Consider the following 21,104-nt stretch of genomic DNA (forward strand, 5'->3'; position numbering starts at 1 on the left):
GACGCAAGGTCCGGAAAGCTACAACCATGACACTCAACGGATGGCTACAGATCCTCGCCTATTGCGGGATCGTCGTTTTGCTGGTGAAGCCGCTCGGCGGCTACATGCACCGCGTCTTCAACGGCGACCGGACATTTCTTTCGCCGGTTCTAGGCCCGATTGAACGCGGGCTCTATCGCATCGCGGGCACCAGTGAACGCGAGGAGCAACACTGGACCGCCTATGCGGCAGGCATCATGCTCTTCAGCGTTGCCAGCTTCCTGGTGCTTTACGTCCTGCAGCGGCTGCAAGGCGTCCTGCCTTACAATCCCGCCGGCATGACCGCTGTCGAACCCAACCTGGCCTTCAACACCGCCGTCAGCTTCGTGAGCAACACCAACTGGCAGAACTATGGTGGCGAGAGCACGATGTCCTACCTCGTGCAGATGGCCGGCCTCACCGTGCAGAACTTCCTGTCGGCGGCGGTGGGCATCGCCATCGCGGTCGCGCTGATCCGTGGTTTCGCCCGTGCTTCGGCCAAGTCCATCGGCAATTTCTGGGTCGATATGACCCGCTGCACCCTCTATGTGCTGTTGCCGCTCTGCATCGTCCTGACCCTTGTCTACGTCTATCTCGGCATGCCGCAGACGCTCGGCCCATACGTCAACGCCACCACGCTTGAAGGCGCGCAGCAGACGATCGCGGTCGGTCCGGTCGCCTCGCAGGTGGCCATCAAGATGCTCGGCACCAATGGCGGCGGTTTCTTCAATGCCAATGCCGCGCATCCGTTCGAAAATCCCGACGCGATCTCCAACCTGATCCAGATGGTGACGATCTTCGCACTCGGTGCTGCCTTGACCAACGTCTTCGGCCGCATGGTCGGCAACCAGCGCCAGGGCTGGGCGATCCTGGCCACGATGGGCGTCCTGTTCATCGCCGGTGTCGCCGTCTGCTACTGGGCGGAAGCTGGCGGCAATCCGCTGGTGCACGCCCTTGGCATCGACGGCGGCAACATGGAAGGCAAGGAGACGCGCTTCGGCATCGCCATGTCGGCCCTGTTTGCGGTCGTCACCACCGCCGCATCCTGCGGCGCGGTCAACGCCATGCACGACAGCTTCACGGCACTCGGCGGCTTCATCCCGATGATCAACATGCAGCTCGGCGAAGTCATCGTCGGCGGCGTCGGCGCCGGCTTCTACGGCATCCTGATGTTCATCGTCGTCGCCGTCTTCGTTGCCGGACTGATGGTTGGCCGAACGCCCGAGTATCTCGGCAAGAAGATCGAAGCCAAGGAAGTCAAGATGGCGATGCTGGCCATCCTCTGCCTGCCGCTGGCGATGCTGGTCTTCACGGCTATCGCCGTGGTTCTGCCGAGCGCTGTGGCATCCATCGCCAATGGCGGCCCACATGGCTTCTCCGAGATACTCTACGCCTATACCTCGGCGGCGGCGAACAACGGCTCGGCCTTTGGCGGCCTCATCGGCAACACGCCATGGTACAACATCACGCTCGGCATCACGATGCTGATGGGCCGCTTCCTGGTCATCATTCCGGCGCTGGCCATCGCCGGCTCGCTGGTGGCCAAGAAAACGGTCCCGGCCTCTGCCGGCACCTTCCCGACCGATGGCCCGCTGTTCGTCGGGCTGCTGGTCGGCGTCATCCTGATCGTCGTCGGCCTGACCTTCTTCCCGGCGCTGGCGATCGGACCGATCGTCGAACAGCTGGCGATGATCCATGGGCAGACCTTCTGAAACTGCCCCGCCTTGGATAAAAGTTATGTCCTGGTTCAACCATATGCGTCGCAAGGCTCGGCCCAAGGCCGACAATGAGGGGGAGGCAACTCCCCCTCCCTTCCCGACCATATCCACATTCCTAGGCATTGCGGCGGTCATGATCGTGATCTGGCTGCTGGTCTACGGGCCACCCTTTTCGGCATCCGATCGATCGGTGCCATCCAACAACACCGATACTGGAGCCATCAAATGAGCCAGTCCAAATCAGCGAGCATCCTGGATGCTAGCATCTTGTGGCCCGCCATCGGCGGGGCCTTCAGGAAATTGAACCCGCGCACCCTAATCAAGAATCCGGTGATGTTCGTCGTCGCCGTTGTCTCGGCGCTTACGACCGTCCTGTTCGTCAGGGACCTGATCACCGGCGGCGGCGATTTCAAATTCACGCTGCAGATCATCATCTGGCTGTGGTTCACCGTGCTGTTCGCCAACTTCGCCGAAGCGGTCGCCGAAGGCCGCGGCAAGGCGCAGGCCGATTCGTTGCGCAAGGCGCGTACCGAGACCCAGGCCAAGCTTTTGACCGGCGAAGACCGCACGAAATACAAACTCGTGCCCGGCACCAGCCTCAAGGTCGGCGATGCCGTGCTGGTCGAGGCCGGTGACATCATCCCGTCCGACGGCGAGGTGATCGAAGGCGTCGCTTCGGTCAATGAGGCGGCGATAACGGGCGAATCCGCGCCAGTGATCCGCGAATCCGGCGGCGATCGTTCGGCGGTCACCGGCGGCACCCAGGTGCTGTCCGACTGGATCCGCGTGCGCATCACTGCGGCATCGGGCCATACCTTCCTCGACCGCATGATCTCGCTGGTCGAAGGCGCGGAACGCCAGAAGACGCCGAACGAGATCGCGCTCAACATCCTGCTCGTCGGCATGACGCTGATCTTCGTGCTGGCGACGGCGACGATCCCGAGCTTCGCTTCCTATTCGGGCGGCTATATCTCGGTGACCGTTCTGGTCGCGCTGTTCGTGACCCTGATCCCGACGACGATCGGCGCCCTGCTGTCGGCCATCGGCATCGCTGGCATGGACCGCCTGGTGCGCTTCAACGTGCTGGCGATGTCCGGCCGCGCCGTCGAGGCGGCCGGCGACGTCGACACGCTGCTCCTCGACAAGACCGGCACCATCACGCTCGGCAACCGCCAGGCGACCGAGTTTCGCCCGGTCAAGGGTGTCACCGAACAGGAACTGGCCGACGCCGCCCAGCTCGCTTCGCTCGCCGACGAAACGCCGGAAGGGCGCTCGATCGTCGTGCTGGCCAAGGAGAAATACGCCATCCGCGCCCGCGACATGGCGACGCTGCACGCCACCTTCGTGCCCTTCACCGCGCAGACCCGGATGAGCGGCGTCGATATCGACGGCTCCTCGGTGCGCAAGGGTGCGGTCGATTCCGTGCTCGCCCATGTCAGCCAGTCGACGGTCGCAGCCCACGCCACACGGCCCGGCAGCGATACCGTCAGGGACCTCCAGGCGATCGCCGACGAGATCGCCAAGTCCGGCGGCACGCCGCTGGCGGTCGAGCGTGACGGGCGCCTGCTGGGCGTCGTGCATCTCAAGGATATCGTCAAGGGCGGCATCCGGGAGCGCTTCGCCGAACTGCGCAAGATGGGCATCCGCACGGTGATGATCACCGGCGACAACCCGATGACGGCGGCGGCGATCGCCGCGGAAGCCGGCGTCGACGACTTCCTCGCCCAGGCGACGCCCGAGGACAAGCTGAAGCTGATCCGCGACGAGCAGGCCAAGGGCAAGCTTGTCGCTATGTGCGGCGACGGCACCAACGACGCGCCGGCCCTTGCCCAGGCCGATGTCGGCGTCGCCATGAACACCGGCACGGTCGCCGCGCGCGAGGCCGGCAACATGGTCGACCTCGACAGCGATCCGACCAAGCTGATCGAGATCGTCGAGATCGGCAAGGCGCTGCTGATGACGCGCGGTTCGCTGACCACCTTCTCGATCGCCAACGACGTCGCCAAGTACTTCGCCATCATCCCGGCGATGTTCGCCGTGTTCTACGTCGCGCCGGGGCAACCGACCGGCCCGCTGCAGGCGCTCAACATCATGCATCTGGCGACGCCGCAAAGCGCTATCCTGTCGGCCATTATCTTCAACGCGCTGATCATCATCGCGCTGATCCCGCTGTCGCTGAAAGGCGTCAAATATCGTGCCATCGGCGCCGGCGCGCTGCTCAGCCGCAACCTACTTGTCTACGGCCTCGGCGGCATCATCGTCCCCTTCGTCGGCATCAAGGCGATCGACATGATCGTCACCGCCCTCGGGCTCGCTTAAGGAATACGTCCATGCTCACCCAGATAAGACCCGCGATCATCATGATCGTCTTCTTCACGGTGCTGACCGGCCTGATCTATCCGATCGGCATGACCAGCATCGCCCAGGCGCTGTTCCCGCGCCAGGCCAATGGCAGCCTGATCGAAAAGGACGGCAAGGTCGTCGGCTCCGAACTGATCGGCCAGGCCTTTGCCAGCGACAAGTACTTCCATGGCCGCCCTTCGGCAGCCGGCGACGGCTACAACGCCGCTGCCTCCAGCGGCAGCAACCTCGGCCCGACCAACCCCAAGCTGATCGACCGCATCAAGGGCGATGCTGAAAAGCTGAAAACGGAGAATCCGAATCAGCCCGTGCCGATAGACCTGGTGACGACGTCCGGCAGCGGCCTCGATCCGCACATCAGCCCGGAAGCGGCCTACTTCCAGGTGGCCCGGGTGGCCAAGGCCAGGGGCGTCGATGAAGCCAAGGTCAAGGCGCTTGTCGACAGCCATGTCGAGGGCAGGGAACTCGGCTTCATGGGAGAACCGGTGGTCAACGTGCTCGGTCTCAACCTTGCGCTGGACGCCGCGAAATAGTGAATGGTGGGTGCCGGGGATCGACAGCATTCCCGGCACCATCCATGATCGATGCTGATGCCGGACGACAGCCGCAACGAAACCAGACCTTCTCCCGACGCGCTGCTCGATCATGCCGAGCGGGAGGAACGCGGCCGCCTGAGGATATTCCTGGGTGCGGCACCCGGCGTCGGCAAGACCTACGAGATGCTGATGTCGGGCCGCGCCAGGCTGGCCGACGGCGTCGACGTGGTGATCGGCGTCGTCGAGACGCATGGCCGCAAGGAAACTATGGCCTTGGTCGAGGGCTATGAGGTCATTCCCCGCCGCAAGGTCGACTACAAGGGGCGCGTCCTCGACGAGATGGATATCGACGCCATCCTCGCCCGGCGCCCGGCGCTGGTTCTCGTCGACGAACTCGCCCACACCAACGCGCCTGGCAGCCGCCACCCCAAGCGCTACCTCGACGTCCAGGAAATCCTGACGCGAGGCATCGACGTCTACACGACGCTCAACATCCAGCATGTCGAAAGCCTGAACGATGTCGTCGCCCAGATCACCAAGGTCAGGGTCCGCGAGACGGTTCCCGATTCGATCATCGACCAGGCCGACGATGTCGAGATCATCGACCTCACCCCCGACGACCTGATCAAGCGGCTTGAGGAAGGCAAGGTCTATTTCCCCAACACTGCCCAGCGCGCCATCGAGAACTATTTCTCGCCCGGCAATCTGACGGCGCTTAGGGAATTGGCGCTGCGCCGCACCGCCCAGCGCGTCGACGACCAGTTGCTGATCCATATGCAGGCGCACGCCATTCCCGGACCGTGGGCAGCGGGGGAAAGGGTCCTCGTCTGTCTCGACGCGCGCCAGGGAGGGTCGGCCCGCGTCCGCTATGCACGCAGGCTGGCCGACCGGCTTCGCGCACCGTGGACGGCTCTGCATGTCGACAGCCCTCGCTCGGCCAGCATGCCCGAGGAGGACAAGGACCGGCTCGCCACGAACCTGCGCCTCGCCCAACAGCTTGGTGCCGAGGTGACGACCATTCCGGGTCAGAATTTGGCGCAGGACATCGTGCGTTATGCGACGGCGAACAATTTCACCCATATCGTGGTCGGCAGGCCGACCCGGTCGCGCTGGCGCGAATTGATCGAAGGCTCGCTCACCTACGATCTCATCCGCAATGCCGGTGACATCAGCGTCCATGTCATTTCGGGAAACGAACGCAACACCGAGGCGACGTCGAGGAACGTCAGGGCGGCGGACGAGCAGTCGCAGTTCCAGATCTGGCCCTATCTCAAGGCCACGGCCTATGTCGCCGGCTCGCTCGCCTTCGCCGTCCTTCTCGACCAGTTTCTCGACGTTCGCAACCTCGCCATCATCTTTCTCGTCGGGGTGCTCGCATCGGCGGTGACCGGCGGACTGTGGCCGGCTCTGTATGCCTGTCTCGCCAGCGCGCTTGCGTTCAACTATTTTTTCCTGGAGCCGCGCTACACGCTGACGATTCGGGATCCGGAGAGCATCGTTGCGCTCGGCGTGTTCCTGGTTGTCGCCGTCATTGCCAGCAATCTGACGGTGCGCGTGCAGCGCCAGGCGATCGCCGCCCGCTCGCGGGCGCGGGCCACCGAGGACATCTACCTCTTTTCAAAGAAGCTCGCCGGTGCCGGCACGCTCGACGATGTTCTCTGGGCCACCGCCTTCCAGATCGCCTCGATGCTGAAGCTGCGGGTGGTGCTGCTTTTGCCGGAGGACGGAACGATCACCGTCAAGGCCGGCTATCCGCCCGACGACACGCTGGCCGAGGCCGACATCGCAGCCGCCCGCTGGGCCTGGGAGCACAATCGTGCCGCGGGACGCGGCGCCGATACGCTTCCGGGCGCCAAGCGCCTCTATCTTCCCTTGCGCACTGGGCGCACGGCAATCGGCGTCATCGGCCTCGACAACGACAAGCAGGGTCCGTTGCTGACGCCCGAGCAGCAGCGCCTGCTCGATGCGCTGGCCGACCAGGCGGCGGTCGCCATCGAGCGCATCCAGCTCGTCGCCGACGTCGACCGCGCCAAGCTCGCGGCCGAGGCGGACAGGCTGCGCTCGGCACTTCTCACTTCCATCTCGCATGACCTGAAAACGCCGCTCGCCGCCATCATGGGCGCGGCCGGTACGCTGAGGGAGTTCGCGCCGGCACTTCCCGAACAGGACCGGGCGGAGCTGCTGACGACCGTGCTCGACGAATCCGAGCGGTTGAACCGCTTCATCGCCAATCTGCTCGACATGACCAAGATCGAGTCCGGCGCGATGGAGCCGAACTACGCCTTCCATTATGTCGGCGACATCGTCGGTTCCGCCCTGCAGAGGGCGAGGAAAATCATCGCTGAGCATAAGACCGAGATCGACATCCCCAGCGATTTGCCGATGTTGAAAGTCGACCCCGTGCTGTTCGAGCAGGCGCTGTTCAATCTCCTGGACAATGCGGCGAAATACGCGCCGCCCGGCTCGACGATCCGGATACAGGGCTGGTCCGACAATGGTTCCGTTATCCTGCAGATCATGGATGAAGGGCCGGGCATCCCTCCCGGCGACCTGGAACGGATTTTCGACACGTTCTACCGAGTGCGCAAGCGCGACCAGGTCCGCGCCGGCACCGGGCTCGGCCTGTCGATCTGCCGCGGCTTCATCGAGGCGATGGGGGGCACGATCACGGCGGCAAACCGAACCGACCGTTCGGGCGCGGTCTTCACCATCGGGATGCCGAAGCCGGCGAACCAGCCCGATCTCAATGCCGCCAATTCAGACGACAACGAAGTGGGTGACTTGGCATGACAAACTCGAACGTCAGGATATTGGTTGTCGACGACGAGCCGCCGATCCGCAAGCTGCTTCGTGTCGGGCTCGGCAGCCAGGGCTACGCGATAAGCGAGGCGCCGAACGCCAAGGCAGCGATCGAACTGATGGATGCGGAGAAGCCGGATCTCGTCCTGCTCGATCTCGGCCTGCCCGGCATGGGTGGCCACGAGCTGTTGCGCAAATGGCGCGACGACGGCCTCGACATTCCGGTGGTCATCCTGTCCAGCCGCACCGACGAGGCCGGCATCGTCCAGGCTCTGGAACTTGGCGCCGACGACTACGTCACCAAGCCGTTCGGGATGAACGAGCTGGTTGCGCGCATCCGCGTGGCGCTGCGCCACAAGTTCCAGCAGCAGGGTGAAAAGCCGGTATTCCAAACCGGCGGCCTGTCCGTCGATCTGGTCAAACGCATCGTCAAGGTTGAAGGCAAGGACGTTAAGCTGTCGCCGAAGGAATACGAGATCCTGCGCATCCTGGTGCAGCACGCCGGCAAGGTGCTGACCCACCATTTCCTTTTGAAGCAGGTCTGGGGCGATTCGACCGACGTGCAGTATCTCAGGGTCTATGTGCGGCAGCTCAGGCAGAAGATCGAGAAGACCCCCGACCAGCCGCGCTATATCACCACCGAGACCGGTGTCGGCTATCGACTGCGCGAGGTCGAATAGAGGCCGTTCGACTTGACGCTCTATCTCTTTGTTTCAACGCAATTCCCTTTGGGAAAGCGCCAACGCGCTTTCCCGGGAAAACCGTTTCACACTTTTCCTGGAATTGCTCTAACCGACAGCCTCCTGCAGGCGGGTTGCCGTCGACGATGTTCGCAAGGCCGCGAGGCAGCCCACAATGCCGAGCGGCACGAAAGCAAGAAATAGCCAGGACGCGACGTTCGCGGCCGCGTCATGGTTTAGTCCTTCTGAAAATCCACTGGCATTGGCAACGATGCCGGCAAGTGCTGCTCCCACGGCATAGCCGATGCGCTGCATGGTCGGCACGGCCGCCGAGGCGATGGTCTGCTCGTCCTCCGGGGCGGAGGCGACGATGACGCGCGTCAGGAACGGCCAGGCGATGCCGAAGCCGCCACCCTGCAGCAGGGCGCAAAGCAGGATCAGCGGAATGGAACCCAGCGGTATCGTGTAGGCAAAGCCGGCAATGCCTGCCGCGATCATCAGCGCGCCGCCAACGATGATCAACCGCTCTCGGTGCGGTGGCGCATTGGCGACGAGGATCGACAGGATCGACCAGGCGATCGATTCGGCGGCGATGATGTAGCCGGTGGTGAGCAGCGGGATGTTGTGCAGGCTGGTCAGGATCAGCGGCCCGTAGACGCCGAAGGAACAGGTCGCTACCGAAAAGGCGGCGACCATGGTCATGCCGGCGCCGACCGGTGTGCGCCACGAGAACAGCCGCGCCGGAAAAAGCCGGGAGCGCGGCTTCAGCGCGTCGATGTAGAAGAACAGCACCAGGCCGATGAGGCCGAGGGCCATCAGCACCGACGAGCGCAGCAGGGCGATGTCAACGCCTGCCGAGGCGATCAGCACCACGGCGACGGTAAGGCAGCCAAGCGCTGCGAATGGGAAGGGCGGCGCCTTGCCCGCGGTCGCCTGCGGCCTGGTGGCCTCGGGCGTGTTGAGGACAATCAGGCTCGCCAGCGCCATCGCAGTGCCGCCGAAGGTGAAGATGCCAAAGGCCCAGCGCCATGACAAAACCTCGGTCATGATCGCGCCGAGAAGCGGGCCGCTGAAGGCGGCGACGCCCCAGATCGCCGACATGATGCCGAAAAGCTGCGGCCAGATGGCGCGCGAGAACAGCCGTTCGACCGAGACGAAGGCCAGCGACACCAACGCGCCGCCGCCAAGCCCCTCAATCAGGCGGCCGGCAAGGAACAATTGCATGGAAGGCGAGGTGGCGCAGATCAGCGCCCCGGTGGCATAAAGGAGGGCGGCAACCACCATGTTGGTGCGCAGCGCCACATAGCTCACCAGCCGTCCGGCCGCAGCGCCGGCGACGATGGCGCCGAGTTCATAGATGGCCAAAGACCAGCCGACGAGCTGGACGCCGGCCAGTTCGCCGACCATGGCCGGCATCACCGTCGCCACCATCGTCTCGTTGGTGGCGTGCAGCAGGATGCCGAGGCTGATGAAGCAGAAACGCGCCAGGTCGCCGCTTGCCCACAAAGCGCGCCAGTCGACCCTGTTGGTGCTGATTCCGGTCATGTCCACCCCTGCCTTCCATATCTCGACGCCAACGCATGGCGCCAGAAGCCAGTCTGGGTTTCCGGCAGGACCATGCGCAGGCGGGAGCTTGTATCGCGCGCCGCGTCGAGGGCGCCGCTCCAGTCGGGGCAGGCTTGTAAAACCTCAACCGGGGTTGAGCTCAAGCGAAATTTTCGAGATTTTTTTCGGCAAGCGACCGAGTGATCAATTCTCGGTGCTGCGCAACTGGAACTGGCTGACGCCGATAGCGAGGTTGATGCCGGTCTGCGTCTGCAGGCTGAGTGGCTGCAAGGTGAAGGCCTGCGAGGAGCCGCCGACCAGCAGATTGGCACCGGCGCCGACTGCGGCGGTCACCTCAGCGCTGGCGCCGATATAGTCGCCTGCCAGCGCGCCCGGCGCGTAGATGTTCTTCAGCGGTGTCAGCACGATCCACTGCATCACCGTCTGCTTCGTGGTGCCGATGTCGAGGCCGTATTTATTGACGGCGCCGAAATAGGCTTCCGGTGCAAAGGTCTTGTCGGCGGGGTTGAAGGTGCAGCTCAAATCCTTGCTCGAGCCGAAGATGAACCCGGTGCCGCCGCCGATGGCGCAATCCAGCACGCCGAGTTCGATGCCCTTGTCCTGTGCATGCGCCGCTCCGGCAAGCGTGGTGGCGAATATGGCAGCAGCGATGGCTGTCTTTGGCATGCAGTCCCCCAGCGGTTCGGAACCGCTCTATCTCTTTGTTTTGACGCAATTCCCTGAGGGAAAGCGCCACGCGCTTTGTCTGGCAAAGCCGATTCACCTTTTCCCGGTATTGCCTAAGAATCAAACGGCGCGGAACCATCCTATCTGGTTCCGCGCCGTAAATAGAGGGTCGTGGAGCGCAGGGCTCCATGCAATCACTTGAGCGAGTGGATCAGCTCGAGCGAGGTCACTGCAACGGCGAGGTTGACGCCGGTCTGTGCCTGTACGCTGAGCGGCTCCAGCATGAAGGCGCTGTTGAAACCACCGACCAGCAGGTTGGCGCCGCCGCCTGTCACCACGCTGGCCTCGGCATTGACGCCATAATAGCTGCCGGCGAGATCGCCCGCATCACGTTCGCGCGTTGCCGCCAGCACGGCCCAGACGAGCTGGCCCTGATGCGTCTGGCCGACATCGACGCCGATCTTGGAGATGACGCCGGTGTAAATCTCCGACGGTCCGTGATGATACGGGCGGAAGACACAGGACACGCCCTTGTTGGAAGCGACGATGTAGGAGGTGCCGCCATCAATGGTGCAGTCGAGCGTTCCGAGCTGCAGCTTGCCGGCGCTGGCTGGGGCGGCGGCGAACACCGTCGTGACGAGGGCAGCGGCGCAGGCGAGTTTCTTGATCATGGTGGGTCCTTTCGCAAATTGCTTGGAATAACGGCTTGGGTGGCCAGACCGTTCCCCTGAAAACTTGGCGCGAACAAGGCACGCGCCAACACCTTGCCGCTGGGGTTAATGCGCGGTTGCCGGACTGATGGGTTTTCGAGAGCCCGCGCGCTCTTTCGGGCGCATAGTGGGAAGCGCTTTGATTGGCGCCTAGGTCGCACCGCTGACGCGGGCGAGGCCATCCTTGGCCGGCTGGTAGGTTGGATCAAGATGCACGGCTTCGCGGTAGGATTTCCCAGCCTTGACCTTGTCGCCGCGCCGTTCGTAGATCAGTGCCTGGTTGGCCCAGGCCTCGGCGTTCTTGCCGTCGAGCTTGATCGCCATGTTGAAGTCGGCAAATGCGTTGTCTTCGTCGTTGGTGGCTAGATAGGAAAGGCCGCGGCCATTGTAGGGCTCGGCCGCGTCCGGCGCTAGCGAGATGGCGGTCGAGAAATCCTCGATGGCGAATTTGTGCTGGCCCTGGCTCTGATAGATCAGGCCGCGATTGTGGTAAGCGCGCGCATCGGTGGTGTCGAGCTGGATCGCCTTCTGGAAGTCGTTGAAGGCATCCTGGGTGCGACCCGCCTTGCGGTAGAGATTGCCGCGGCCGATATAGGCGGCGTCATAATTGCCATTGATCTGGATCGAACGGTTGTAGTCGTCGAGCGCGGCCTTCTGATTGCCGAGGAAGCGCTGAATGAGCGCACGGTTCGAATAGGCCTGGTAGAAATTCGGGTTGAGCTGGATGGCGGTGTTGAAATCCTGGAGCGCCGCCTGGTACTGGCCGCCACGGCCATAAGCGGAGCCGCGCACATTGTAGCCTTCGGGATCCTGGGGATTGCGCTGGATCACCGCCGACAGCGAGGAGATGTTCTCGCTCGAGCCTTGCGCCTTGTCGATGTTGTTGAATTCGCCGGTAGGGCCCGCCGTCTGGCAGCCGGCCAGCGCCAGCCCGGAAAGCAGGGCTGCCGTCAGGGCAAAGCCGCGCAATGGGGTTCTGCGCTCCACGCTGATTGCGTTCATGTCTGCCCTGTCCTCACTTCAGTCGCATCACTCGGTCCGGGTCCCCCCTCCGGGCCGGGTCAAAATTGTCGTAGAGTGTTAGAGCGTCCTTTGTGCGTCCAAGTGGACGTCTGTCGCCCTAAACAAAAAGGTGGCGGCGATTCCGCATCGCGCCACCTCTAGTATCCTTCGAAAAGGACGAAAAATTGGCGTTAGAACCGCGGCGGGCGCGGAGCACCACCTGCACCGCCGGCGGCGCCAGCAGCAACCGGACGCGGCGTCATCGGCAGCAGGCCTTCGCGCTGCGCGCGCTTGCGGGCCAGCTTGCGGGCGCGGCGCACGGCTTCGGCCTTTTCACGGGCGCGCTTCTCGGAAGGCTTCTCGTAATGGCCGCGCATCTTCATTTCGCGGAAAATGCCTTCGCGCTGCATCTTCTTCTTGAGCGCGCGAAGCGCCTGATCAACGTTATTGTCGCGGACGAGTACCTGCACGGGCAATCCTGTCTTTCGGGTTTGTTATCAACAGGCAAGCGGCCATAGCCACAAGCCTCCGCGGCGATCTACACCACGAATTGTGGCGGCTGATAGCAGAATCAGGCCGCGCTGTCCACAGCCGAAATGAACATCAGCGGCAAACCGCAGCCGGTTTGCCGCTGGATCGGGAGCCGACTACGCCGTGGCGAGGTGAAGCCGCTCGAAATCTTCGAAGAACTCGCCATAGTCGCAGGTGATCTCCTCGCCGGCCGCGATGTCGCGGGTGGCGATGGCGCCGCCATACTGCGAAAAATCCGTATTCGGCCGTTCGGCGTGATTCATGAAACGCCCATTGTCGACCTCATAGACCATGAAACCGGGACGGTCCGGGCTTGGATAGGCATAGCGGTCGAGCAATTCCCTCAGATGCGAGGGGGCTGCCTCGTATTTTTCCATCGGAATCAATCGGTCGAAATCCGGATCGAGCCGCCAGATCGAGGCGCCTTTCCTGATCGGCTCGGCGGCGAACACGCCGACGCCTTCGATTGCACTGGCAGCCACGTAGGTTCTGATCAGCATCATGGTTCCAGGACCTGTATTGGCAAAAGACCCGACAGGAAACGGCATCGCCAAATCGCACGGAAAAAGCAAGACCGGCCGTCCACCTTGCTACAATCAACATGCATCCTGGCGGGAAAAAGCCTTCACGTCCGGTTGATCGACACGCCGCCATCGGCAAACAGCGCGGCTCCCGTGGTGAAGCTCGACGCGTCGGAGGCGAGGTAGAGGGCCGAACGGGCGATCTCTTCCGGTGTCGCGACACGCTTCAACGCATGCAGGTTTTCGACGAAAGCCCGCGACTCAGGAGTCTTGAAGGTCGCTGCCGGCGTGTTGGTGCCGCCGGGCAGCAGCGCGTTGACCCGCACGCCCTTTGGGCCATATTCCGCGGCCAGCACCTGCGTCAGCCCGATCAGGCCGGCCTTGCTCGCGGCATAGCTGGTCATGCCGGGCATGCCGACGGTGTTACCGACGAAGGTGGAAGTGAAGATCAGCGAACCACCGCCGCGCTCGATCATCGCCGGCACCTGATATTTTGCACCGAGAAACGCGCTGGTGAGGTTGGTGTCGAGCGTCTCGCGCCATTCTTCCAGCGGCAGTTCCGAAATCGGACCCATGAGACCGACGGCGCCGGCGTTGTTGAAGGCGATGTCGAGCCCACCGAATTTTTCGACCGCCAGATCGACAAGGGCTTTCGCATAGGCTTCGTCACGGACATTGCCGGCAAGGGCGACGGCCGTGCCGTCGGCGTCGGCTATCTCGGCCACCAGCGCATCGAGCTCGGCCTGGCGGCGGGCGGCGACGATGACCCTGGCGCCTTCCTCGGCGAAGAGTCTTGCGGTGGCGCGGCCGATACCGGAACTGGCGCCGGTGACGATGGCGATCTTGTTGGCGAGTGCAAGCATTTTCTGCATCCTTTTCTTCGCCAGCGGTGCCGGCAATCGGGAGGTTGATCGCAGGTTGGGCGCGCGAGAGCCACCCGATACGTGCGGAGGCATCTGCTAAGATTTCTTGACGCTGGGCGGACGCCAAGCTACCAAGCCGTCATTCAACATTGCGGGTGGGACGCGCCACCCATTCCAATGACCCCCCAAGACATCATGAGCAAGTTGCTGAAGCCCGGCTTCGAAGGCGACAGTACGTTGACGTTCGCTCTTCAATCGGAATTTAATAGAGGCTTTCCGCTCGAAAATCTTCGGCCGCTGCTGACGTCCGACAACCTTCATACCCAGGCCGCCGCCGCTTTCTTGGTGGCCGAAATCAGTTCCAAAATAAGCTACAACGTGAATTGCGTCGTCGCGGAGATAGCCGATCTGCTCGACAGTGAAGTTTCGGGCATCCGATTCGACGCAATCGAAGCGCTTCTGGGATGCACGACGCCTGCGGACGGCGCCATTCTCGGTCGCGTCATGCTGCGGCTGGATGACGAGCATGCCGGCGTTCGATGGAGAACAACCGAGTTCATCCGGTTCGCGGACCGGTGGCAGTTACGGCTCGCGGTGGAAAATGCTGCCACGCTGCGTCCGGACTCGGCCTTCCCGATCCTGGCAAAGGCTCATGGCCAGCACTTCAGGGCTACGACCAAGGGGATACGGTGGCTGCTCGATCATCCGGACGCGCTTGTGCGGCGCTTCGGTGCAGCCGTCGCAGTCAGGCCACGCTATGTGGTCGACGAGCAGCTCCTGGCAATGGCCGAAGGGTCGGATGATGCCGAAGTCAGAGAGATCGCGGCCAGTTGTTATCATAGCCATCTGACACCGATCTACGCTGTCTGGTCGTCTGCACTGTTCAGGCAAGGCATGTCATCCGCGTGACTTGCTGAGTCGCATCGAGAGTCTGGCGGCCCCTGTATCGGCCCGAACTATTGCTTCAGCAGCCATCCCAGGCGATCGAGCGAGAACGCGTAGCTGGTGACGATGAGCAGGGCGACGATGATCCCGGCGGTCGTGTAGCCGGCCACGTAGAATCCGGCGGCACCACCGAACAGGATCGTCAGTTCCAGCGCCAGCCGCACCGCACCCGGTACCGGCACCGGGGCACGGCCCGACCGGCTCGGATCGTCGAGGACGGCGAAGGTGCCCCACAAGGCAGCGGCGATGAGCGGCAAGGCCAATGCCAGGAGCCAGCGCCACAACCCATCGGAGAGACCCCAGCCCGACAAGCCGAGGCCGAGCAAGGCGGCAAGCTCCAGCAGGAAGCGCAACGTCAAATTCCACCAGGCATTGCCCATGATCGTACCTCCAGAGTGTCGTCACGGCAATGTGACTGAAGGCAACCATGGCTACCAGATCGCATGCGTCATTTTCGGCGCGGCGCAAAACGGCAAGCGCCGTCGCAAACAGCGCAAGGGTGGATGCTGCGTTTCGCTAGTGATACACCTCGCGCGCCGGGGTCGATAGAATGCCCTGCCGCCATTTGCGAGGCTGGAACGTTGAAGAAATATTCGGTATTCGCCATCGCCCGCGAGGCCATGCGTGGCCACAAGGGCTGGGAGGAACAATGGTCCTCGCCTGAGCCGAAGAAGGAATACGACGTCATTATCGTCGGCGCCGGCGGTCATGGCCTGGCCACCGCCTATTACCTCGCCACGGTGCACGGCATCACCAATGTGGCGGTGCTGGAAAAGGGCTGGCTCGGCGGCGGCAACACCGGCCGCAACACCACCATCATCCGCTCGAACTATCTCTATGACGAGAGCGCCGGCATCTACGACCACGCGCTGAAGCTGTGGGACGGGCTGAGCCAGGAACTCAACTACAACGTCATGTATTCGGCGCGCGGCGTCATGATGCTGGCCCACAATGTGCACGACATCCAGGTGCTGAAGCGCCATGTCCACGCCAACCGGCTGAACGGCATCGACAATGAATGGCTGACGCCGGAGCAGGCGAAGGAATTCTGCCCGCCGCTAAACACCTCCAAGGATGCGCGCTATCCGGTCGTCGGTGCGGCCTTGCAGCGCCGCGGCGGCACGGCGCGCCACGATGCCGTGGCCTGGGGCTATGCGCGCGGCGCCTCGGCGCGCGGCGTCCACATCATCCAGAATTGCGAGGTCACCGGCGTCAAGCGGGCGGCCAATGGCGCAGTCATGGGCGTCGACACGACGCGCGGCTTTATCGGCGCCAAGAAGGTCGGCGTCGTTGCCGCCGGCCACTCGTCCGTCATCATGAACATGGCCGGCGTGCGCATGCCGCTGGAAAGCTATCCGCTGCAGGCGCTGGTGTCAGAGCCGGTCAAGCCGGTGGTGCCGTGCGTGGTGATGTCGAACACGGTGCACGCCTATATCTCGCAGTCCGACAAGGGCGAGTTGGTGATCGGCGCCGGCACCGACCAGTATGTGTCCTATTCGCAGACCGGCGGCCTGCACATATTGCAGCACACGCTCGATGCCATCTGTGAGATGTTCCCGATCTTCACGCGCATGAAAATGCTGCGCTCATGGGGCGGCATCGTCGACGTCACGCCCGACCGCTCGCCGATCCTGGCCAAGACGCCGGTGCCCGGCCTCTATGTCAATTGCGGCTGGGGCACGGGCGGCTTCAAGGCGACGCCGGGCTCCGGCCATGTCTTTGCCCACACCATCGCCAAGGATGATCCGCATCCGATCAACGCGCCCTTCACCATCGAGCGCTTCCGTACTGGCCGCCTCATCGACGAGGCGGCAGCGGCGGCGGTGGCGCACTGATGATGGCGCAGATGGCTGTCGCGATGCCGCTGATGCTGGCGGGGGAACAGGGCATGTTCCATTTTCCGTCGGCGGACGAAGTGCGCACGCAGCCGATCAGTCGCGCCGGGAACGAGGCCGGATGGCCGTTTTCCGTCGATGACGGCATCCTGGCCTGCGTGTGGAGCGGCGGCCAGAAGGTGGTCATGTTCCTGGAGAACATGCCTTCCGACCAGGATGAGGACGACACATTCGAGCCGCGCCGCGTCATCGTCACGACCGATCCGATGCAACTCACCATCGGCAACATGGCGTACCGCGACCTGTTTCGTCCGGCCGCAAGCGTGGAGGAGCGCATCCGGCTCGTCGCGCCCTTTGCCGCCATGGGCCAGAGGCTTTGCGACCAACCCGCCGGCGCTCACGTCGGCAACGGCGAATTGTAGGAACGAACCAAATGCTTCTCATCCGCTGCCCCTATTGCGAGGAAGAGCGCCCGGAACTCGAGTTCCGCAACGCCGGCGAGGCGCATATCGCGCGCTCGGCCAACATGGCTGGCGAGAGCGACGACGATTTCGAAAAGTTCTTCTTCATCCGCTCTAACCCCAAGGGGATCATCTATGAGCGCTGGCGGCACATGCATGGCTGCGCGCGCTTCTTCAATGCGGTGCGCGACACCGTCACCGACAAGTTCATCATGACCTACAAGGCCGGCGAACCAAAACCGTCGAAGCTGCCCAAAATCTCCAACGAAGTGGTTGCCAAATGAGCGGCGCGTTCCGCATTCCCGGTGCCGGTCGCCTCAAGCAGGCGAAGACCGCGCGGTTCAGCTTCGATGGCCAGTCCTACGCCGGCATCGAGGGCGACACGCTGGCTTCGGCGCTGCTTGCCAATGGCGTCCATCTCGTCGGCCGCTCATTCAAATATCACCGTCCGCGCGGCATCCTGTCGGCGGGCGCGGAAGAGCCCAACGCGCTGGTCGAGATCAAGCGCGACGCGGCGCGCAAGACGCCAAACGTGCGGGCCACCGTGCAAGAGCTCTATGACGGGCTTGAAGCACAGTCGCAGAACCGCTGGCCGTCGCTGTCCTTCGACGTCGGCGCGGTCAACGACATCGCGTCGCCGCTGTTTTCGGCCGGTTTCTACTACAAGACCTTCATGTGGCCGAAAGCGGCCTGGAAGAGCCTTTACGAGCCGAAGATCCGCGCCGCGGCCGGCCTTGGCGTTTCCCCGGATAAACCTGATCCCGATCATTATTCGTCGCGCTATGCGCATTGCGACGTGCTGGTGCTGGGCGGCGGGGCCGCCGGCATCGCTGCAGCACTTGCCGCGGCCGAGACCGGCGTGCGCGTCATCCTGGCCGACGAGCAGGCCGAGTTCGGCGGCAGCCTGCGTTTCGAGACCGGTGCCGGGATCGATGGCCAGGACGGTTTTGCCTGGGCGCAGGCGGCGATTGCTAGGCTTCAAGGGATGGACAATGTCCGCGTGCTTCCGCGCACGACGGCCTTCGGCTACTACGCGCAGAATTTCGTCGGCCTGGTCGAGCGCGTCAGCGATCATCTCTCCGCCCCCGGCCACGACCTGCCGCGCGAGCGGCTGTGGCAGGTCAGGGCCAAGCGCGTGGTGCTGGCCTCCGGCGCCATCGAACGGCACATGGTCTTCGCCGACAATGACCGGCCGGGCATCATGCTGGCCGGTGCGGCGCGCACCTATCTCAACCACTACGGCGTCGCTGTCGGCAAAAATGTCGGCGTCTACACCGCCAATGATTCCGCTTATGCGGCGGCGATCGACCTTAAGAAGGCCGGCGTCAACGTGGCGGCGATCGTCGACCTGCGCGACCATCCGACCGGACCGGTGATCGACGAGGCGAGGGCGCTCGGCATCGAGGTCAATTTCGGCCGCGCGGTGATCCGCGCCGGTGGCAAATTGCGGGTGTCGTCGATGACCGTGCAGCCGAAGAATGGCGGCGGCGAACGCACCATCCCGGTCGATGCGATCCTGATGTCGGCCGGTTGGACGCCGTCGGTGCATCTGTTCTCGCAGTCGCGCGGCAAGGTCGCTTTCAACGACGAGACCAAGCGCTTCGTGCCGGGCACCTATGCGCAGGATTGCGTCTCGGTCGGCGCCTGCAACGGCACCGACGGGCTGTCGGCGACGATCGACGAGGCTTATGCGGCCGGCGAGAAGGCAGCGAAAGATGCCGGCGCTAAAGCCGTTAAGAGCAACAAGCCGAAGGTAGACGCCTCGGAGAGCTGGTCGCGCGGCATGCTGGGGGCTGCCCCCGGTGCCGGCCCGGACACGACGGTGAAGGCCTTTGTCGATTTCCAGAACGACGTCACTGCCAAGGATATCCGCCAGGCGGTGCATGAGGGCATGCGGTCGATCGAGCACGTCAAGCGCTTCACCACCAACGGCATGGCGACCGACCAGGGCAAGACCTCCAACATGCACGGCCTGGCGATCGCCGCTGAGGAGCTTGGCAAGCCGATCCCGGAAGTCGGCCTGACCACGTTCCGCGCGCCTTATACGCCGGTGACGTTCGGCGCGATCGTCAGCCACGCGCGCGGTCCGCTGTTCGACCCGACGCGCAAGACGGCGATCCATCCGTGGGCCGAAGCGCAAGGCGCCGTGTTCGAGGATGTCGGACAGTGGAAGCGCGCGTGGTATTTCCCCAAGGGGGGTGAAGACATGCACGCCGCGGTCGACCGCGAATGCGTCGCGGTGCGAAAGACGGCCGGCATGTTCGATGCCTCGACGCTCGGCAAGATCGAAGTGGTGGGGCCGGATGCGGCCAAGTTCATGGAACTGCTCTACACCAATCCGTGGGAGAAGCTGGAACCCGGCCGCTGCCGCTACGGCATCATGCTGCGCGAGGACGGCTTCATCTATGATGACGGCGTCGTCGGCAGGCTGGCGCCCGACCGCTTCCATGTGACGACGACGACCGGCGGCGCGCCGCGCGTCATGAACCACATGGAGGACTATCTCCAGACCGAGTTCCCGCACCTCAATGTCTGGCTGACCTCGATCACCGAGCAGTGGGCGGTCATCGCCGTGCAGGGTCCCAAGTCGCGCGACATCATCGCGCCGCTGGTCGAAGGCATCGACATGTCCGACGAGGCGCTGCCGCACATGTCGGTGCGCGAAGGCAAGATCTGCGGCGTGCCGACCCGGCTGTTCCGCATGTCGTTCACCGGCGAGCGTGGCTTCGAGGTCAATGTGCCGGCCGACTACGGCCAGGCCGTCTGGGAAGCGCTGTGGGCCGAGGGCCAGAAGCATGGTGCGGCGGCCTACGGCACCGAAGCCATGCACGTGCTGCGCGCCGAAAAGGGCTACATCATCGTCGGCCAGGATACCGACGGCACGGTGACGCCGAACGATGCCGGGCTCGACTGGGCCGTGGGCAAGAAGAAGGCCGATTTCGTCGGTATCCGCGGCATGGCGCGGCCGGATCTGGTCGCCAAGGGCCGCAAGCAGCTGGTCGGCCTGAAGACCAAGGACCCCAAGGTGGTGCTGGAAGAAGGCGCGCAGATCGTCGAGGATCCAAAGCAGGCGATCCCGATGAAGATGATCGGCCACGTCACCTCGAGCTACTGGTCGGAAAATTGCGGCCGCTCTATTGCCCTTGCGCTGGTCGCCGGTGGCCGCGACCGGATGGGCGACACGCTCTACGTGCCGATGCCGAACGGGGTGATCGAAGTGGAGGTTTCCGGCATGGTGTTCTTCGACGAGACGGGAGGGCGCCTCAATGGCTAAGGCCGCCGCAAAGAAGACGGCACCGGCTGCACCGCCTTCGGTCGAGCGCCGTCCGGCGCTGGCTGGACGCAACACCGCCGCGACCGGCGCCAAGGTCGAGGTGCTGCCGCCGGTCGAGCGCATCTCGCTGCGCGCGCCGGAGGCTTCGACTGCCGCCCTTTCCAAGGCGCTTGGTGTGACCTTGCCGAAAAAGCCGAAGACCTCGGCCACGAAGGCCGGCCGCACCGCTCTTTGGCTTGGACCCGACGAATGGCTGGTCATCGACGAGGCCGGCAACGATCCGCTCGCCGACTGCGCCGCGGTTTCCGCCTTGCATTCGGCCGTCGGCATCTCTCATCGCAACATCGCGATCGCCGTGACGGGCGCCGGCGCGGCCGCGGCGATCAATTCTGGCTGCCCGCAGGATCTGTCCCTTGATGCCTTCCCGGTCGGAGCGGCTTCGCGCACGATCCTGGGCAAGGCCGAGATCGTGCTGCTGCGCACGACGGCCGATGCCTTCCGGGTCGAGTGCTGGCGTTCCTTCTCGGACTATGTCTTTACTTTCCTGTCCGAGGGATCGCGGGACGCAGCGGTCTGAACTCGGAACGTTTTGCAGGGCACGCTCGTCCTGCATACGCA

19 protein-coding genes are annotated in these 21,104 nt (G+C 63.9%); 11 read left to right on the plus strand and 8 right to left on the minus strand.

What is annotated here, in order from left to right:
• The first annotated feature begins 26 nt into the window (after positions 1–26).
• From kdpA to AC1DZU_RS14755, 5 genes are all read left to right on the plus strand, one after another.
• Positions 27–1,730: a potassium-transporting ATPase subunit KdpA gene (gene kdpA / locus AC1DZU_RS14735; RefSeq protein ID WP_477285761.1), complete on the plus strand. Its 1,704-nt coding sequence runs from the start codon at positions 27–29 to the stop codon at positions 1,728–1,730.
• Between the two features lie 231 nt (positions 1,731–1,961).
• Positions 1,962–4,055, plus strand: coding sequence for a potassium-transporting ATPase subunit KdpB (kdpB, locus tag AC1DZU_RS14740; RefSeq protein ID WP_477285763.1), 2,094 nt, complete (start codon positions 1,962–1,964; stop codon positions 4,053–4,055).
• Positions 4,056–4,066: 11 nt separating this feature from the next.
• Complete coding sequence (kdpC, locus tag AC1DZU_RS14745) at positions 4,067–4,630, plus strand: potassium-transporting ATPase subunit KdpC (RefSeq protein ID WP_477285765.1); 564 nt, start codon at positions 4,067–4,069, stop codon at positions 4,628–4,630.
• 57 nt (positions 4,631–4,687) lie between these two features.
• Positions 4,688–7,423 carry a DUF4118 domain-containing protein gene (locus AC1DZU_RS14750; protein ID WP_477285767.1) on the plus strand — a complete coding sequence of 912 codons (2,736 nt, stop codon included), beginning with the start codon at positions 4,688–4,690 and terminating at the stop codon, positions 7,421–7,423.
• Positions 7,420–8,112 (plus strand): response regulator transcription factor, encoded by a 693-nt coding sequence (locus tag AC1DZU_RS14755; protein WP_477285769.1) that lies wholly within the window; start codon positions 7,420–7,422, stop codon positions 8,110–8,112. The genes AC1DZU_RS14750 and AC1DZU_RS14755 overlap by 4 nt, the downstream gene beginning before the upstream one ends.
• Before the next feature lie 108 nt (positions 8,113–8,220).
• Here the strand turns inward: AC1DZU_RS14755 and AC1DZU_RS14760 are convergent, their stop codons facing one another.
• The 7 genes from AC1DZU_RS14760 to AC1DZU_RS14790 all read right to left on the minus strand — a co-directional run bounded on the left by AC1DZU_RS14760 (position 8,221) and on the right by AC1DZU_RS14790 (position 13,971).
• The gene (locus AC1DZU_RS14760) at positions 8,221–9,657 is read right to left on the minus strand and encodes an MFS transporter (protein ID WP_477285771.1); all 1,437 of its coding nucleotides are present in this window, start codon (positions 9,655–9,657) and stop codon (positions 8,221–8,223) included.
• 204 nt (positions 9,658–9,861) lie between these two features.
• Complete coding sequence (locus AC1DZU_RS14765) at positions 9,862–10,344, minus strand: DUF992 domain-containing protein (RefSeq protein ID WP_457153124.1); 483 nt, start codon at positions 10,342–10,344, stop codon at positions 9,862–9,864.
• A gap of 194 nt (positions 10,345–10,538) precedes the next feature.
• Positions 10,539–11,015, minus strand: a complete 477-nt coding sequence (locus AC1DZU_RS14770) for a DUF992 domain-containing protein (protein ID WP_184876790.1) — start codon at positions 11,013–11,015, stop codon at positions 10,539–10,541.
• Between the two features lie 189 nt (positions 11,016–11,204).
• A complete protein-coding gene (locus AC1DZU_RS14775) occupies positions 11,205–12,056 on the minus strand; it encodes a tetratricopeptide repeat protein (protein ID WP_477285774.1) in 852 nt (283 codons plus the stop codon).
• A 191-nt stretch (positions 12,057–12,247) separates the two neighbouring features.
• Positions 12,248–12,526 (minus strand): 30S ribosomal protein S21, encoded by a 279-nt coding sequence (rpsU, locus tag AC1DZU_RS14780; protein ID WP_023810129.1) that lies wholly within the window; start codon positions 12,524–12,526, stop codon positions 12,248–12,250.
• 177 nt (positions 12,527–12,703) lie between these two features.
• Positions 12,704–13,090, minus strand: coding sequence for an SET domain-containing protein (locus AC1DZU_RS14785; RefSeq protein ID WP_457153128.1), 387 nt, complete (start codon positions 13,088–13,090; stop codon positions 12,704–12,706).
• A gap of 122 nt (positions 13,091–13,212) precedes the next feature.
• A complete protein-coding gene (locus AC1DZU_RS14790; protein WP_477285775.1) occupies positions 13,213–13,971 on the minus strand; it encodes an SDR family oxidoreductase in 759 nt (252 codons plus the stop codon).
• A gap of 195 nt (positions 13,972–14,166) precedes the next feature.
• On the opposite strand from AC1DZU_RS14790, the gene AC1DZU_RS14795 reads away from it, so the two are divergent.
• Positions 14,167–14,880 (plus strand): hypothetical protein, encoded by a 714-nt coding sequence (locus AC1DZU_RS14795; RefSeq protein ID WP_477285777.1) that lies wholly within the window; start codon positions 14,167–14,169, stop codon positions 14,878–14,880.
• A gap of 47 nt (positions 14,881–14,927) precedes the next feature.
• On the opposite strand, the gene AC1DZU_RS14800 is transcribed toward AC1DZU_RS14795, so the two are convergent.
• Entirely contained in the window at positions 14,928–15,296 is a 369-nt protein-coding gene (locus tag AC1DZU_RS14800; RefSeq protein ID WP_477285779.1) for a DUF2568 domain-containing protein, read from the minus strand.
• 201 nt (positions 15,297–15,497) lie between these two features.
• Here AC1DZU_RS14800 and AC1DZU_RS14805 point away from each other — a divergent pair, with 201 nt between their 5' ends.
• The 5 genes from AC1DZU_RS14805 to AC1DZU_RS14825 are packed head-to-tail and all read left to right on the plus strand — an operon-like array spanning position 15,498 to position 21,063.
• A complete protein-coding gene (locus tag AC1DZU_RS14805) occupies positions 15,498–16,751 on the plus strand; it encodes a sarcosine oxidase subunit beta (RefSeq protein ID WP_095084630.1) in 1,254 nt (417 codons plus the stop codon).
• The gene (locus tag AC1DZU_RS14810) at positions 16,751–17,173 is read left to right on the plus strand and encodes a hypothetical protein (protein ID WP_184876771.1); all 423 of its coding nucleotides are present in this window, start codon (positions 16,751–16,753) and stop codon (positions 17,171–17,173) included. Before AC1DZU_RS14805 ends, AC1DZU_RS14810 begins: the two co-directional genes overlap by 1 nt.
• A gap of 11 nt (positions 17,174–17,184) precedes the next feature.
• Positions 17,185–17,496, plus strand: coding sequence for a sarcosine oxidase subunit delta (locus AC1DZU_RS14815; RefSeq protein ID WP_379024984.1), 312 nt, complete (start codon positions 17,185–17,187; stop codon positions 17,494–17,496).
• A complete protein-coding gene (locus AC1DZU_RS14820; RefSeq protein ID WP_477285782.1) occupies positions 17,493–20,486 on the plus strand; it encodes a sarcosine oxidase subunit alpha in 2,994 nt (997 codons plus the stop codon). Before AC1DZU_RS14815 ends, AC1DZU_RS14820 begins: the two co-directional genes overlap by 4 nt.
• Complete coding sequence (locus AC1DZU_RS14825; RefSeq protein WP_477285785.1) at positions 20,479–21,063, plus strand: sarcosine oxidase subunit gamma; 585 nt, start codon at positions 20,479–20,481, stop codon at positions 21,061–21,063. Before AC1DZU_RS14820 ends, AC1DZU_RS14825 begins: the two co-directional genes overlap by 8 nt.
• The last annotated feature ends 41 nt before the right edge of the window (positions 21,064–21,104 follow it).

Source organism: Mesorhizobium sp. P2_A12 (assembly GCF_056405075.1).